Consider the following 15,668-nt stretch of genomic DNA (forward strand, 5'->3'; position numbering starts at 1 on the left):
TAGGAGGAGGATCGAAGGGGTTCGAATCCCTACCCCCGAGCGCCTGCTCACGACCCATGCTGCCCTTGGGAAAGGTATGGGCGACTAGTGGCTGCTGATCTAAGACACAAGATCGGACTGTTCTCAATAGCCCGATTTAGCCAGTTTTAGGCTGTTCACTACACTCTGCGGAAATTCAACCTATGCTTCAGCCTGTCAATGCGGGACCTGGTGCCCCGCAGTCATGTATTCGAAACGCCCGCTCCATCAAAAACGAAAGCGGAGAGTTCTCATGGCCTTTAACTTCCAGTGCAACGCGGATTTTTCTGTCCCGAACGTTCGTAGGTTTTTGAAAGATCGGGACAACCTAATCTATAACTCGCCCGCTCCGGGAGCCGACGATCCCGATCTCGTTCTTGTGCCAGGTCCAGCCGCACAGAAATCACTCGGTCCTTTTCTCGATGTGGACAAAAATCCGCTGACTGAGCTGGTTGGGGAGGTGGCATGTCGTTTCGACGTATTTGAAAGGCAGTCGCTAATCAGTTCGAGTATCAAAGCCGTTCCGGTCAGCTACGACGTCACAGTTCAGTTGTATGCACAACTATTCGTTAGGAAAGGTGATGACTCAATCATCAGCGACATGCAGGCGATTTTGGCCACCTTCAACCCTCTGAAACAGAGCGCGGACGAGATCGCTGACCAGTTGGCTACTCGGGCAATGAACCCGATAAGGCGCGACCAATACCTAGTGAGCGTGTTCTATGTCATCACTAAGGCAAACCGTGGCACGTTAAAGCAGGCGAAGCCAACAGACTGGGAGGCATCAAAAAATGGGCAGTGTGGAAACACCGAGCTGAATTCCAAATCGAAGATTAATAATGCCGATATGTGCCAGACCCTTGAGAACGGCGGGTATCGCACCGTAGTGACGGAGCTTGGGCCGGACGTAACGCCCCCAATAGCTGCAAGAGATCCAGTACGCGAAGTAGAAGCGACTGACCCCAACGATTCCGCCACAGTTGACAAGGTCTACGAGGGGGTAGTGGTCCTAAACGGTCCCGCCGATTGCGGGATGTTGACGCGAGAGGATCCAATCAAAATCGCTGAAATATTCAGCTACCCGCAAATCAAGATCGAGTGGATAACGGCTACTTTCAAGATCGGCTGCGTTCACATCACGCTGACGTACCCAGTGCTGCGCTATCGCATGGCGACCATCGTGCTCTATGCATTGCTGGCGCATGCTCCCCAGAATTTCGATGAGTACACAAAGAAGGTCGTTATCGAGGTAATCGTTGCTTCAGCTTTATTGGCGGCTATCGTGTTCTACGCCACGGAGAACTTCACCGTTGCTTATGAAACCTTCAAGGGTGCAATTACTAGCGGTCTCAAAAAGATTTTCGGAGACATGATCAAGTGCCTGCTGCCGGAGATTGTGGCGATTACACAAACTGGTGGTTGGCAATGAGAAAGACGATTGCTCTCCTTAGCCTGCTATTGCTTCCCGCCTGCCAAGCCGACCCTGTTCCAGCTCCTGCTCCTGCGGGCCTGTTTGAAAGCAACTCGTATTGCATCGATCGGATCGAAAGAGACCATAAACGGCCAATCGAGTTGCACTAACTGCAAGAGCCAACTCAGTGGCGACGCGGGCAAAGCCGACTGCCTTCTCAGAAAGCAAGGTGACCACGTTAACTTCGGCGAATGCACTAAGGACGGCTGTTACCAGGTTCATTAAGGGACAGCCACTGCGACTGTCCCCCGCAGGTTAGGCTAGGCGTGGTTCGCCGGGCCGCCCCACCATTTACGGCGAACTGTACCGCGTACCGATCGGTGTACCAACCAACGTGTTTCAAAAAAGCAAAGCATTGTACCGATAATGCCCTGGGTGGGTGGTAGTTGGTGCATGCTTAGAAATTGCTACAAAGCAAGATCTGCTTGAGGGATAAGCTAGGCTGGCTGGGGTGCAAGCGAGGGGCTACGCCCAATCCATCATCAGAGCGACGGACAGCTCTTGAAAAAGGAGCGCAGTGCTCTCTGTGCTGTTGCACAGTATTTGGATCAATCAGCGTGCCAGTAAAGCCTTTCCAAACGGAAAATACGTGTCTGTTTAAATGAAGTCTGCTGCTGCAGTCCTTAGCCTACACCACCTTGCGCCACCCCCTACACCTAAGACAGAATCCGCCGGCTTGTGCGTCTAGCTAGCGGGTTCTATCGTTCCTTGGTCACTGAAATCCAGTGATCGGGTTTGGTAGACCCGCAGCACTGATGCATCGCGTCACCTCATGCAGTCGCATTTTTGCGCCTGGATTATGGTGGCCATGCTCAGGGCTTCTTCGGAAGCGCCGGTTCCAGTGCTCCGGTCTACCAACCTGTGTATGGTCACCACCCTTCGTTTGGTAGCGAGAGTGGATGGCTCCAATTTTTTAGTGCTGGAGTTCCATCTATGTTCAAAGTAACGCCCAACCCACCAGAAACCGATCCCGCATCCCCCTACGAATCCCTCAACCCCAAAAAACTCCACGAAGCCGCCGAGCGCGCGCTCGATCACTACCTCCTTCCCGCCGGCCACATCATGGCCAGCGTCAACGAGCCCGAGCGCATGTACCTCGCCAATCCGAAGTACGACTCGGAATCCCTGCTGGCCAATGCCAGTGAGACGCTGAGTTCCGCCTCGGAAATGCTCAACAACTTCGCTGCGACGCTTGAACCCTCGCACCGCAAAACCGCGCTGGGCATTGCGCAGGTGGTGATGTTGGGTGAGTTGGCGGTGAATCAGGCGTTGGATAACGTTGAGGTGAAGGCGTAAAGCCTGTCCCGCCAGGGGCAGGTGAAATGCTCGTTCACTGATAACAAAAAGCCGTCACTTCCAAGTGACGGCTTTCTCTTGCAGATCTAGCCAAACTGACCCGCCGACTCAACCGCAGATTTCGGCTTCCTCATCCGCGTCAACTGGTAAGCAATCCCCAGCCAAACAAACCACCCCGGCATGACCATCAACGCAATCCGCGTATCAGGCCGTAACGCCAGTAACCCCAGCACAAACCCCAAAAACGCCAACGAGAACCAAGCCATCGGCACACCGCCGGGCATCTTGTAAGCCGATTTCGCATGCAGATCCGGGCGTTTTTTCCGGTAGGCGATGTAAGACGCGAGGATGGTCGACCAGGTGAAGATCACCAGAATCGCCGACACGGTGGAGACGATGGTGAACGCGGTCATGACTTCCGGCACGATGAACAGCACCAGTACGCCGACCAGCATCAACAGTGTGGTGAACGCCAGGCTCAGCAGTGGCACGCTGTTGCTCGACAGTCGGCGGAATATGCCGGGGGCGTTGTCTTGGTTGGCCAGCCCGAACAGCATGCGGCTTGATGAAAACACGCCGCTGTTGGCCGAGGAGGCCGCCGAGGTCAGGACCACGAAGTTGACGATGCCGGCGGCTGCGGGAAACCCGGCGACGAGGAACAGTTCGACAAAGGGGCTTTTGACTGGAGAAACCTGTTGCCACGAGGTCACGGCAATAATGCAGGTCAGTGCCAGGACGTAGAACAGGATGATCCGCAGCGGAATCGAGTTGATCGCTTTGGGCAGGGTCTTCTCTGGCGAGCGGGTTTCGGCGGCGGCGGTGCCGATCAGTTCGGTGCCGGCGAAGGAGAAGATCGCCATTTGAAATCCGGCGAAGAAGCCGAACAAACCGTTGGGGAACGCCGCCTGTTTGTCCACCAGGTGACTCAGGGACGCGGTGACGCCACTGGGCGAGACGAACGAGCTGGCGATCAGCACGGTGCTGACGCCGATCAGGGTTACGACGGCGATGATCTTGATGATCGCGAACCAGAATTCCACTTCACCGAACAGCCTGACGGTCAGCACGTTTAGCGCGAACAGCGTTGCCAGCATGCCGACGGCGGGTATCCACGCCGGTACGTCGGGGAACCAGTACTGGAAGAAGCCGCCGACTACAACGGCATCGCCGATCACCGCCACGCTCCAGCTCAGCCAGTACGACCAGCCGAGGAAGAATGCTGCGCGCGGTCCGAGGTAGGCACCGGCGAAATCGGCGAAGGTTTTGAAGTTGAGGTTGGACAGGAGCATTTCGCCCATGGCGCGCATGACGAAAAACACGAACAGGCCGATGATCATGTAGATGAGGATGATCGAGGTTCCGGAGAGCGCGATGATCTTTCCGGAGCCCATGAACAGGCCGGTTCCGATGGCACCGCCCATGGCCATCAATTGGATGTGACGATTGCTGAGCGTACGCTGCAGCGCGGGCTGTTCAGGCAGCCCGGAAGGGGTCGATTTCATTGCAAAACCTCTTGATTTTATGTTTTTGAGTTTTGGCAGAAAGTAGGTGTCGAGCGTTCTTGTTAGAGGTACAGCGGCTAATCACAAAGTGAATCGCCCCCTGTGGCTGGGGGGCGGCGATTAGCGATCAACTGACGGTGCGCAGACGCGAGGTTTTGGCCGGTTGCGTATCAAGCAGCTGGAAGAGGTTTTTGATGTTGGCCGGCGTCGGCACCAGGTGGATGCGCTGGCCGATTTGTTGCGCCTGAGCGAGGTCGTTGAGGTAGCGCAGTGAGGAAAAGTCTTCCAGGGCAAAACCCACCGAATCGAAGACCGTTACCTGCGCATCGTTTTCGCGTCCGGCGACTTCGCCCAGCACAATGCGGAAAAACTCGATCACCGGGGAGTCGGCTGCCAGTTGCTGAATGTCGCCTTCAATGCGCGTTTGCGGCTCGAACTCGACGATGACCCGGGCGTTGCGCAGGATGTCGGCATGCAGTTCGGTTTTACCCGGGCAGTCACCGCCGACCGCGTTGATGTGCATGCCGGGCTCGATCATTTCGGGCGTCAGAATGGTTGCGTAAGCTTTGTCGGCGGTGACCGTGGTGACGATGTCCGCGCCCTTGACCGCGCCCTTCACCGAGCTGGCCAGAATCACGTCGATGTCCGGGAACGCCGCGAGGTTGTGCTTCAACTTGAGGGACGCGTCGCGATCAATATCGAAAATGCGGATTTCGCGGATGCCCAACATTTCATGAAAGGCCAGCGCCTGGAATTCACTCTGCGCACCGTTGCCGATCAGGGCCATCGAGGTCGAATCCGGACGAGCCAGCGATTTCGCCACCAGCGCCGAGGTTGCGGCGGTGCGCACGGCGGTGGTCAAGGTCAGTTCGCTGAGCAACGTCGGATAGCCACTCTGCACGTCGGCCAGCAGACCGAAGGCCATGACCGTCAGCAAGTTCTGCTGGCCATTGTTCGGGTGGCCGTTGACGTATTTGAACGAGTACTGCTGGCCGTCGTCGGTGGGCATCAACTCGATCACGCCGTCTGCCGAGTGGTTGGCCGTGCGCGGCGATTTATCAAACTGCGCCCAGCGTGCGTAGTCCGCTTCGATGTAGCCGGCCATTTCGCGGATGGCGCGGCGGATACCGACCTGGGTGAACAGGCGTGCAGCATCATCGACATCAATAAAAAGCGTCATGGTCTTATTCTCCGATCCAGTCATTGAAGGTTGTAGAGCGCGGGCCGGCTCAGTTGCGTTTGCTCTCGAAACCGTGCAGCACGTTGACGGCATTGATGCCGATCTCATCGACCATGTAGCCGCCCTCCATGACGAACAGGGTCGGGCAGCCGACGCTGGCGATCAGTTCACCGATGCCGATGAAGTCCTCGCTTTCCAGCAGGAAGTGGCTGATGGGGTCGTCCTTGAACGTGTCGACACCGAGGGAAATCACCAGCACTTCAGGCGCGAACTGCTGGAGCTTTTTGCAGGCGTGGAGCAGGGCGTTGCGGTAGCTCTCCCAGGTGGTGTTTTTCGGCAGGGGATAGTTGAGGTTGTAACCTTCGCCGACACCCGCGCCGACTTCATGGCTGTAGCCCGAGAAGTACGGATAGGACACCGCCGGTTCGCCGTGCAACGAGACGAACATGACGTCGCTGCGCTGGTAGAAAATGTTCTGTGTGCCGTTGCCGTGATGGAAGTCGACGTCCAGCACCGCGACACGTTTGGCGCCCTGGGTGATGGCTTGCTGCGCGGCAATCGCGGCGTTGTTGAGGTAGCAATAACCGCCCATGTATTCGCGCGCGGCGTGATGGCCGGGCGGGCGGCACAGGGCGAAGGCGCTGTCGTGGCCTTCATCGAGCAGGGCCAGGCCGGTGAGGGCGATGTCGGCGCTGGTTTTCACCGCTTGCCAGGTCGTCGCGGTAATCGGCGAACCGGCATCCATGGCAAAGAAGCCGAGCTTGCCGTCGATGAACGTTGGCACTTGATCGCCGGCCAGATCGCGCACTGGCCACACCAGTGGCAAGGCGTCGTGGGTGCGACCGGTTGCGCACCATTCGCCCCAGGCAGTTTCGAGAAAACTGACGTAGCGCTCGCTGTGCGCGTTGACGTAGCACGAGCGGTCAAACGCGCGCGGTTCGACGATCTGCCCAAGGCCGACCTGTTTGACGCGGTTGTGCACGGTGTCGGCCCGACTCGGTTGTTCGAACGACGGTTTGAGCACGCCGTCTTTCAATTCGGTGCCGTGGTGCAAACGGTGGGAATCACTGAAAACTGTAAACATTCTGCGCATCCGTTATTGTTAGCCAGTGCAAATATTCTGTTCCGGCTGGGCTGCGCTTTCTTTGCTTTGTGTTCGTTGTTTGATGAATTAATCGGGCGTTTTTACTCAGGAATGGCGTCATGCAGAAAAAAATATCCAAACGCATCAGCCTCGACGAGACCGACCTGGCGATTCTTGAGTTGTTGCAGGAAGACGCCAGTATTTCCAACGCTGAACTCAGTGAGCGGCTGTCGCTGAGCCTTACGCCGTGCTGGCGGCGGCGCAAGCGCATGGAGGAGGCCGGGGTGATCAAGGGCTATCAGGCCAACCTCGATCGGCGAATGCTCGGGCTGGATATCATGGCGTTCGTGCACATTCGTTTTTCCACCCATGCCGACCACGCACCGGACGCCTTCGAGGCGGTGATTGCGCAATTGCCGCAGGTGGTGGCCTGCCACAAGATCACCGGCGATGCCGATTATGTGCTGCAGGTGTTGGCGGAAGATCTTGATAGCTACAGCGACTTCATCGAGCAGGTGCTCAGGCGTCAGGTGGGGATTGCCTCGATTCAGTCGAGTCTGGCGTTGCGCGAGGTCAAGACTGGGAGCCGGATTGCGATTCCCAAACCGGGAAAAGATTGAACGGGCAGGCGATGCTGAACCGCGGCTGTCGATCAGCAAAGTTTCATCTTGCCGCTTGCGAAGCAGGCCTAGTCTGCTGAGACAAGATCGTCGCAGTTCATCCCGAGGGGAATCGTGCCATGAGCGCCAATGTTGTCAAAGTGCTGTTGATTGCTGCTGCAGTATCGGTGTTGAGTGCCTGTTCCGGAGCGGGTGGTTTGACCACTACCAGTTGTTTCTCCAGCGACTGTCAGTCGCCGGAGGGGCACAACGCCAATATCTTGAAGTTTGGTGGCAACAGTATCGGCAGCAGTCTCAATCAGTACAGTTCCGGGATGTTGCATGATGACTGAATGAAAAGGGCGCCCCGGGGGCGCCCTTTTTACGTTTCGATGCCTTCTCAGGCAGTGCTTGCAGAAAGCCTATATGCCTTATAGGCAAGAGGATGAGCGCGGCACATTGCTCTGGCCGGTTCTTTTGTAAACAGTGCCGGCAAATGTTCCGTATGACTTCTCGGGGGAGACTGGAATGGTCGTGACTGCAGTGTAGAGACCAGAGTGTTCAATCGCGTTGGCAATGATGTCCGAGCCGGGAAAGTCAGTTCTGGTAGTCGTCATGACGATATCCGGAGGACAGGCCGCCAGTGCGTTTTTGAAAGCTGATTCATCCAGTCCGTACTTTATGACCATCGCGCTCAAGTGACTGGATTCGTAGCTGGAAGGCAGTAATCCCGTGAGGGGAAAGAGTGAAAACATGAAACCGCTGATACCCAGTGTTCCGTGAGCAGGCGCGACCTTGGCGATGGCATCGGCGGCTAACAGATAGTTGGATTGAGCAATGGCCTCTGGACGCCAGGTGTTGCTGTTGAAACCCCGCAGATTTTCTTTATTGGCTGCGAAGGCGTTCAGCAACGGCGGAACTTTGCTCTGGAGCAAGGTTGCGCATACTGCGATAAGCGCTGCCACTGCTGCTGCTTTTACAGCCTTGGAGTGAGGGCTGACCAGTTGCTCCCACGACAGCGCGCAAAGGCCGGCCAGTCCTGGCAGGCAAACACTGAAGTGATAAGGGAAGCCGATTTTTGACAGAGGCTCCAGCAGCGGTACGGTAGCGACGCTTATCCAGAACAACAGGCGTTTCAGAACATCAAATCGGCGATTGTAAATAATGTGGCCAAGCAGTCCGGCGACGGCCAGGCCAGCCAGCCACAGTGCTATGACACTTTGCTTCGCCGCGAGCGTACCGTTTGCGATGAGCAGTGACGTTATTTGATCTTTCATTGAGGTGTAGAAGTCGCCAGCGTTTACATAGCCATCGACGAAAGATTGAAACCCGCCACGTAAAATCAGTGCCGCTGCCGTCAGAACGACGCCTCCCAGAACGACGCCGAACGAAAATCGAAAGAATGTCTTCCAGCCACGAGAAACGAGGACAGACGCGGCCCCCAATACAACAAAGGGTATAAAGGTTTCCCGCAGCAGAATCGACACAGCACCCAATGCACCGATCCACAGCCAGGTTCGAGCGCCTTGTTCAGCGGTGCGAGACCAGAGTAATGCAATGAACAGTGGGATGTATGCCGCGTAAATGCTGTTTTTGAAACCGGACTGGATAAATAGCGGTTGATTCATCGTGAATAGGAAAATGATCGATATCAACGCCGCTGCCAAATGGCTTTGAGATTCTTTTTCGATGATTCTGTAAAAAAGTACACCCGCTGTGATTGCTGCGATCAGATCTGTGATGCGCAGTAAAAAGAAGTGGTTGAAGGGCAGGTCAAATATCCAGGATACAAGCATGGGGTAGAGCATCAATGTGCCGGTATCCGGCAGTCCGGATCCGGAAGCGACGCTGGAAAACATGATCTGTGAAAAATAGGCGAAAACACCCTCGTCCGTTGAGGGCAAATCGCCTAACACCATGATGCGGGGGAAACCTACAGCGAATATGACGGCAAGCCAGCAAAGCGCTTGTTGGCCTGGAAGTGTCCAGCGGTTCAGCATGCAAGAATCTCGACTACCCGGTTTTGTTGCTCTTCAGTGATGCCGACCCAGAGAGGCAGGCGTACCAGGCGCTCGGACTGGAAGTCGGTGACTGTCATATCACCATGCACTCGGCCATACCGTTGCCCGGCCGGGGACGAATGCAGCGGGATGTAATGAAAGACGGAGCTGATTTCCTGACTTTTGAACGTATTCAAGACGGTTTGTCGGTCGATGTCTTCCGCCAGCAATACGTAGTACATGTGAGCGTTGTGTTGGCAATCTTCAGGAATGATGGGGCGCCGAAGAATGCCTTTGGCTTCGAGAGGCGCAAGTGCTTCGTGGTATCTGTTCCAGCTTGCCAGGCGCTTTTGGGTGATTCGATCCGCTTCTTCGAGTTGGGCCCAGAGAAACGCGGCAATCAACTCGCCCGGGAGGAAAGAGGAACCCACTTCCTGCCACGTGTATTTATCGACTTCGCCTCTGAAGAAGCGGTTTCGATCCGTTCCCTTTTCTCTGATTATTTCAGCGCGCAGCGCCATTGCGGGATCATTCACGAGCAGGGCGCCGCCTTCCCCGGAAATGACATTTTTCGTTTCATGGAAGCTGTAGGCCCCCAAGTCGCCGATACTTCCCAGCGCCCGACCTTTATAGGTGGCCATTACGCCTTGCGCGGCATCTTCCACAACTTTGAGGTTGTAGCGCCGTGCGAGCGCCATGATGCTGTCCATTTCGCAAGCAACGCCGGCATAGTGCACAGGTACGATGGCTTTGGTTCGAGAGGTGATGGCCGACTCGATCAGGGCTTCATTGATATTGAGTGTGTCTTCACGGATATCGACAAAAACCGGTACGCCACCTCTGAGAACAAAAGCGTTGGCCGTCGACACGAAGGTATAAGAGGGCATGATGATTTCATCGCCCGGCTCGATATCGAGTAACAGTGCCGAAATTTCCAGCGCTGCTGTACATGAGTGAGTCAACAATGCCTTGTTGCAGCCGGTTCTTTCTTCGAGCCAGTTATGGCAGCGCTTGGTGAACGGACCGTCGCCGGCCAGGCGTCCATTGAAGTGGGACTCGGCAATGTAGTAGAGCTCTTTGCCGGTCATGTGTGGCCAATTGAAGGGAATACGCTGAGTCATTTTAATTGTCCGTTGAATCGACGATTACTTGATTAGCCACGTGCAGCCACAATCGTTCCCGCAATAATGAGGGCGACGCCGATTGATTTTTGGAGAGTCATGGGCTCGCTGAGTAGCCAGCCACTGAGCAGCAATACAATAACGAAGTTGAGACTCATGAAAGGATAGGCATGACTGAGCTCAAATTTGGTCATGGCCGCCATCCATGCGAGCGATGCCAAAAAACCTGCAAAGAAGCCGGAAATAATGAGCGGGTCAAGAAACAAGTAAAACAGAAACTTTAACTTGGCAATTGGATCCGCTGGTAGCGCACCATATTTGCCAATTCTCCATTTAAGGATGAGTTGTCCGTAAACAGTGAATAAAATGGTCGCCAAAATATAGGTGTAGTCGAACAGGCGAGCCATTAGTGTCTCTCCAGAATGGCAAGACCAAAGCCGGTTTTGCCATATCCGTTTCCGTTGTAGAGCATGTATCTGTTGCCTTTATGATCAAACACGAACGGGTATTCGATCATTTCCGAATCCCAGCCTTGCGCAGAAACACCAATACCTGTTTCCTCCAGTGCCAGCCTCCACTGTTTGCCTGCATCGGTGGTTGCATAGCCGATCCGGTAACTTTCTCCGGCGCCGCTGCGGTAGGAGAACCACATCTCCAGGCCGCCCAGTGGGTTTTTGGCAACAGTGGGACGTGAGAAAGCCTGGGCAACATTGATTTCGAACGGCACTGCAAGTCCGGTCCGTTGCCAGCGCTCGCCATCGATGGAGTGTGCCGAGTTGATGACATGGACCATTTCACCGTTCCCGGCATCCCAGGTCCGGGTCGAGCCATACCACATGTCATAACCGCCGCGACCATCGTCTTCCACCCACGGGTAGGACAGGCTGACAGGGTCGTGTGCGTCGGCGCTCATGAAGGGCGTCTGGCTGGCGAGTGTCAGGGTGCTGGCATCGGCATTGACCACCAGACGCCCGATGTCACCTCTCCAGTGCTGGTCACTTGGCGCTTGCCATCCCATGAAAAGCATATAGCGCACGCCGTTCACGGAGTAGCAGTTACCGATACTGACACCGTCAGCAAAAAAACTGCCTTGTGGTCCATGTTCAAAAAACGGCTGCGGATGTTCCTTGATGATTTTGCGTTGCTCGATATCAATGTCTACCGCACCCACGGAAGAGCGGTTGGTGCAATCTCGGCTACTGAAAAAGACCCGAAAGACGTCATCGTATAAATGTACGGGCAACGGGTTGGCCGCATGAGAGGTCAGTTTGGGATGGCGGGGTTCACCCTCGACCGTAAATAACTGGCCGAGTTTTTTCCAGGTCGACTTCATAGCTTTCTCAGTTTGCTGCTTGGAACTCTGGAGCGTTCAGTGGCGGTCCCTATGTATACGCCTTCCGGTTCGGCGTCCGACAGCAGCAAAGTCCCGGCACCGACCACGCATTTGGCTTCTATCGTTATATGGTCGCGCAGGGTGGCGTTGACGCCGATAAAGCATTGTTCACCGATATTGACTCCGCCGGAAATCACGACATGAGAAGCGATGAACGTATGATCCTGGATCGTGGAGTGATGGCCGATGTGATTGCCGCTCCACAAAGTGACATTGTTGCCGATGGTCACAAAAGGCTGAATGGTATTGTCTTCGAGTATAAAGCAGTTGTCGCCGATTCGACCGTCATTCAATACCGTGGCGTGACTGCTGATATAGCTGGCCAAGGTATAGCCCAAGTGTCGAGCCGCCAGGTATTTTTCCTTTCTTACAGCATTGAGCTTTGAATAACTCAAGGCAATGAAGATGTGGTGACTGTCGACCGGGTATTGCTGGTTAATGGTCTCGAACGGCACAACCGGTAATCCGCAAAAAACGGTCTCGTCGATATAATCGCTGTCTACGGTAAACGCGACAACTTCATAATCGGAGTCGGTGCTGAAGTAAAAATGTGCCAGCTGTGCAATATCGCCGGAACCAAAGATTACCAGTTTCGTTTTCATCCGGTCTTCCTCACCAAAATAGTGAACTCGTACAGTCCGTAATCATGCAACAGGGCGACCTGTCGCGAGTAACGACGTTTGCACAGATCGAATATCAGGCAAGGATCGGCGTAGTACAAATCCGGGCGCTTTTTTTCTTCATCCGAGTAAGAAGTCAGGCAGTTGAAAGAAAAGCCCAGTCGACTGCTCCTGTCCAGCGTATCAAGGGTGTCTTCCAGATAAGCCAGCCATTCCTCATCGGAACGACCGAGGCGAACATTGAAGATGCCGCTGGCAACGCTGTAGTCCGAAACACTGTCGGGCGACGAGGCGCAAATGAATCGTGTCTCGGTGCAGCCCGAATAGCGTTGGTTCGCCGACGCTACCATTTCCTGAGAAACATCCACGCCCAGGTAGTTGAACGTCCGGGCAGTGCTTTTCAGATAGTCGACCAGCGCGCCATATCCGCAGCCAAGGTCACACACAGAAAATGCCTGCTTACTGTCGATGATTTTGCAAAGTTGCTCAAAGCGCAGGGATTGGCCTTGCTCGCCGTTCCAGTCAACACCCCGCGGCGTGTCGCCATGCAAGGCGAGTTTCTCCGAGTAGTAGCTTGCTACTTCTCCCAGCAGAGTTGTTTTATCGCTTTGCATAAATCTTTCTCACAAGAGTGGCAACGGCGCTGGCACGGGAATGGAATTCTTCTGAATGCAAAGCCGATTGGTAGAGAGTCGCTACAATGGAGAGCTTCATTGAGTGACATACCTCATTTTTGTGCAAGACTCTTTTCCGCAGTTGAAAAGCAGGTCAAGTATCGTAACGCCGTGTGTGAACTCACCCCACAACTGTGGATATTCCGGATAGCCTGCATAATCGAACCAGGACAGTTTGATATCCATGTCTTCGAAAACCTTGGGTTCGATATAATCTTTTGCCGCCGGGCCAGAGATGTACTCGCTACCGCCTGCTTGCGCGCACAGATTTGCAAGGCGTTCTGACTTGCCCTCGGACAATGTGTAGTCCCAAGAGTGACGAATAACGGTATTTATATTGAGATATTCGCAAACGGCCTGAATGAAGCGGTAGTTAAGTTCTGAAAGGTGTGTGTAATTGTTTTCCAGGTACAGAGGCTCAAGCCATTGGGCAATTTCCTGAAAAAAAGGCGCGCGGCTATAGTTTTGCACCAACGCCTTCCAGTGTGCGGCCGCCCAGTCACTACCGTCGATTTCGGTCTCTCTGATTTTCTGGTGATACTTGCCTTTGACCAGTACCGGTACAGTGAGCCATTGCGTGCCTTGAGGAGTTTTGATCTGGTTGCGATTTCTCCAGTCGCGCCGAGTATATTGCATGTCGTCATACAGGATGAACTCATCCACTGCAGCGATCATGTCAAAATACCCTTTCCACGGTATGTAGTTGGATTGAAGTATCGCGACTTTTTTCAAGTACTTGTCCTTTGCGGCGGTAAATCTTGATTAAATAACTCTAACTTGTAGTAATAACGAATTTTTAATCTTTTGCTTGCAAGAATATTATTCATCCTTGAAACAAATACTTCGTCATTTTTTGTTGCATCTTAAGCTGCGGGGGGCTGACAGTCACTCTTTTCGTGTGTTTTTTGCCCATTCGGGGCTCGCCCGAAAAGGGCGGCGAGTCCCGATCAGGGCTGACGGGCCGGATAGGCGCTAACGCAAACGCTGCTTTATTGCGCAGGCGCCACGGCCAGCCATTGTTCAAGCACGTGCTGGTATTGACCGGTCACCTTGCTCAAGTGCAGCCATTGATCGACGTACAGTTTCCAACTGATGTCATCGCGCGGCAGCAGATAGGCCTTCTCGCCATATTGCATGTACTGATGCGGATTCACCGCGCACAAGCCCGGTTTGAGTTTCTGCTGATACAGCGCTTCCGAGGCGTCTGTGATCATTACGTCGGCCTTGTTGTCGAGCAGTTGCTGGAAGATCGTCACGTTGTCGTGCAGGGCCAGTTGCGCTTTGGGCAGGAAGGCGTGGACGAAGGCTTCGTTGGTGCCGCCGGCAGGTTCGACCAAGCGCACGTTGGGCTGGTTGATCTGCTCGACCGTCTGGTATTTGGACTGATCGGCACAACGCACCAGCGGAATCTTGCCGTCGGTGTCGAGGGTGTTGCTGAAGTAGGCTTTTTTCTGCCTTTCGAGTGTCACCGAGATGCCGCCCATGCCGATGTCGCACTTGCCGGCCTGCATGTCCGGCATCAGGGTTTTCCAGGTGGTTTGCACCCATTGCACTTTGACCCCGAGGCTGTCGGCCAGCGAGCGGGCCATGGCGATGTCGATGCCTTCGAAATCGCCGTCGGGGCGTTTGAAGGTGTAGGGCTTGTAGTCGCCGGTGGTGCACACGCGCAACTGGCCTTGTTGCTGGATGCTGTCGAGGTGTGAAGGGGTTTGCTCGGCATGGGCGCCGGCGGCCAGGGTCAGTAGGCCGCAGAAGATCATCGTGCTTTTTAGAATTGTCATTGCGATCGGGGCTTCCGGGAAGGACGGTGGCCCAGTGTAGTGAAAGGCTTTCCCGGGTGTCACCCTGCTTCCGGGCTTAACGTGCCTAGCCACGCCACCAGCGCCACGATCAGCAATGCGATTGCCAGTTCAACGACAACGCTGCGCTTTAGCGCATTTGCTGCGATGACATAGTGTCCATTGCGCAACGCTTGCGCCAACGCCGGACCAAGATGAAAGCGGTTCAGCGCCGCCAACACCAACATCCCGGCAAACAGTAAAACCTTGATCGTGAGCAGCACCCCGTAAGTGCCGAGCAAGACTTCATCCAGCCTCGGGCCGACGATAAACAGGTAATTCACCACGCCGGTAATCGACAACATCAGCACAATCGCTGCACCGATCCACTCAAAGCGCCGAACCGCGAACGCCAGCGAACGAATGCGAGCGTCATCGAGCGGCCCCCGCGCCATTAATACCAGCGCCAGCATCGCACCCAGCCACGCGCCCGCCGCGAGCAGGTGCAGAATGTCGCTGAGAAAATGCCAGAACTGCAGTGTTCCTTCGTCCATCGCTCCGTGCCCGCTCCAGGCCAAAGAGGCGAGGGCGATGGCGCCAGCCACCGATGCGAGCCACGCGCCCGGCCTGATCAACACCACGATCAGCGCGATCATCCGCACTGCCCACGCCAGCCCGACGTCAGTTTCCAGGAGCATCATTTGCAGTTGCGGCCACAGCGCCGCGAGCGCCGTTTCGCCGCTCATGGCGCGAGTCATCAGCACCAGACCCGCCACTGACAGCAGCGCCCCGATCAAGGCCATCCCGCGCAACAGCGGTCGAAACCGCAGCAGCGTCCCAGCGCTGTACAGCGCAAACAACGCCAGCCCGAACACCAGCAGCAAATCCACATACAACGCAAACCGCAGGACGATGTTGATCAGCTCAGCCAT

At 55.1% G+C, this 15,668-nt stretch carries 16 protein-coding genes; 4 read left to right on the plus strand and 12 right to left on the minus strand.

The genetic code is table 11. The features are described 5' to 3' along the window. The first annotated feature begins 271 nt into the window (after positions 1–271). Positions 272–1,447: a hypothetical protein gene (locus ACW9IR_RS14760; RefSeq protein ID WP_457463872.1), complete on the plus strand. Its 1,176-nt coding sequence runs from the start codon at positions 272–274 to the stop codon at positions 1,445–1,447. Between the two features lie 975 nt (positions 1,448–2,422). Then, positions 2,423–2,785: a DUF6124 family protein gene (locus tag ACW9IR_RS14765; protein ID WP_320337504.1), complete on the plus strand. Its 363-nt coding sequence runs from the start codon at positions 2,423–2,425 to the stop codon at positions 2,783–2,785. An 86-nt stretch (positions 2,786–2,871) separates the two neighbouring features. Here ACW9IR_RS14765 and ACW9IR_RS14770 read toward each other — a convergent pair whose 3' ends face one another. The 3 genes from ACW9IR_RS14770 to ACW9IR_RS14780 all read right to left on the minus strand — a co-directional run bounded on the left by ACW9IR_RS14770 (position 2,872) and on the right by ACW9IR_RS14780 (position 6,551). Further along, on the minus strand, positions 2,872–4,287 hold the full coding sequence (locus ACW9IR_RS14770) for an amino acid permease (RefSeq protein WP_457463874.1): 1,416 nt from the start codon (positions 4,285–4,287) through the stop codon (positions 2,872–2,874). A gap of 127 nt (positions 4,288–4,414) precedes the next feature. Then, positions 4,415–5,467: an ornithine cyclodeaminase gene (locus ACW9IR_RS14775; RefSeq protein WP_457463876.1), complete on the minus strand. Its 1,053-nt coding sequence runs from the start codon at positions 5,465–5,467 to the stop codon at positions 4,415–4,417. A 49-nt stretch (positions 5,468–5,516) separates the two neighbouring features. Continuing rightward, positions 5,517–6,551, minus strand: a complete 1,035-nt coding sequence (locus ACW9IR_RS14780; RefSeq protein ID WP_457463878.1) for a histone deacetylase family protein — start codon at positions 6,549–6,551, stop codon at positions 5,517–5,519. A 119-nt stretch (positions 6,552–6,670) separates the two neighbouring features. Here ACW9IR_RS14780 and ACW9IR_RS14785 point away from each other — a divergent pair, with 119 nt between their 5' ends. Both ACW9IR_RS14785 and ACW9IR_RS14790 read left to right on the plus strand, forming a co-directional pair. Further along, complete coding sequence (locus ACW9IR_RS14785; protein ID WP_093433799.1) at positions 6,671–7,171, plus strand: Lrp/AsnC family transcriptional regulator; 501 nt, start codon at positions 6,671–6,673, stop codon at positions 7,169–7,171. Between the two features lie 119 nt (positions 7,172–7,290). Beyond that, positions 7,291–7,503 (plus strand): hypothetical protein, encoded by a 213-nt coding sequence (locus ACW9IR_RS14790; RefSeq protein ID WP_150708031.1) that lies wholly within the window; start codon positions 7,291–7,293, stop codon positions 7,501–7,503. A gap of 78 nt (positions 7,504–7,581) precedes the next feature. Here ACW9IR_RS14790 and ACW9IR_RS14795 read toward each other — a convergent pair whose 3' ends face one another. The 9 genes from ACW9IR_RS14795 to copD all read right to left on the minus strand — a co-directional run bounded on the left by ACW9IR_RS14795 (position 7,582) and on the right by copD (position 15,668). Next, the gene (locus tag ACW9IR_RS14795) at positions 7,582–9,150 is read right to left on the minus strand and encodes a hypothetical protein (protein WP_457463880.1); all 1,569 of its coding nucleotides are present in this window, start codon (positions 9,148–9,150) and stop codon (positions 7,582–7,584) included. Further along, positions 9,144–10,271 carry a dTDP-4-amino-4,6-dideoxygalactose transaminase gene (gene rffA, locus ACW9IR_RS14800; protein ID WP_102902322.1) on the minus strand — a complete coding sequence of 376 codons (1,128 nt, stop codon included), beginning with the start codon at positions 10,269–10,271 and terminating at the stop codon, positions 9,144–9,146. The genes ACW9IR_RS14795 and rffA overlap by 7 nt, the downstream gene beginning before the upstream one ends. A 32-nt stretch (positions 10,272–10,303) precedes the next feature. Further along, the gene (locus ACW9IR_RS14805; RefSeq protein ID WP_110720593.1) at positions 10,304–10,678 is read right to left on the minus strand and encodes an EamA family transporter; all 375 of its coding nucleotides are present in this window, start codon (positions 10,676–10,678) and stop codon (positions 10,304–10,306) included. Continuing rightward, positions 10,678–11,604, minus strand: a complete 927-nt coding sequence (locus ACW9IR_RS14810; protein WP_457463883.1) for a hypothetical protein — start codon at positions 11,602–11,604, stop codon at positions 10,678–10,680. Before ACW9IR_RS14810 ends, ACW9IR_RS14805 begins: the two co-directional genes overlap by 1 nt. Beyond that, positions 11,601–12,266: an acetyltransferase gene (locus tag ACW9IR_RS14815; RefSeq protein WP_457463885.1), complete on the minus strand. Its 666-nt coding sequence runs from the start codon at positions 12,264–12,266 to the stop codon at positions 11,601–11,603. The genes ACW9IR_RS14810 and ACW9IR_RS14815 overlap by 4 nt, the downstream gene beginning before the upstream one ends. Next, the gene (locus ACW9IR_RS14820; protein WP_457463887.1) at positions 12,263–12,898 is read right to left on the minus strand and encodes a methyltransferase domain-containing protein; all 636 of its coding nucleotides are present in this window, start codon (positions 12,896–12,898) and stop codon (positions 12,263–12,265) included. The genes ACW9IR_RS14815 and ACW9IR_RS14820 overlap by 4 nt, the downstream gene beginning before the upstream one ends. 96 nt (positions 12,899–12,994) lie before the next feature. Next, a complete protein-coding gene (locus ACW9IR_RS14825; RefSeq protein ID WP_102902327.1) occupies positions 12,995–13,690 on the minus strand; it encodes a WbqC family protein in 696 nt (231 codons plus the stop codon). A 257-nt stretch (positions 13,691–13,947) separates the two neighbouring features. Beyond that, positions 13,948–14,739, minus strand: coding sequence for a transporter substrate-binding domain-containing protein (locus tag ACW9IR_RS14830; protein WP_457463890.1), 792 nt, complete (start codon positions 14,737–14,739; stop codon positions 13,948–13,950). 59 nt (positions 14,740–14,798) lie between these two features. Then, on the minus strand, positions 14,799–15,668 hold the full coding sequence (gene copD, locus ACW9IR_RS14835) for a copper homeostasis membrane protein CopD (protein WP_457463892.1): 870 nt from the start codon (positions 15,666–15,668) through the stop codon (positions 14,799–14,801).

This window comes from Pseudomonas sp. SDT291_1_S447, from assembly GCF_054070155.1.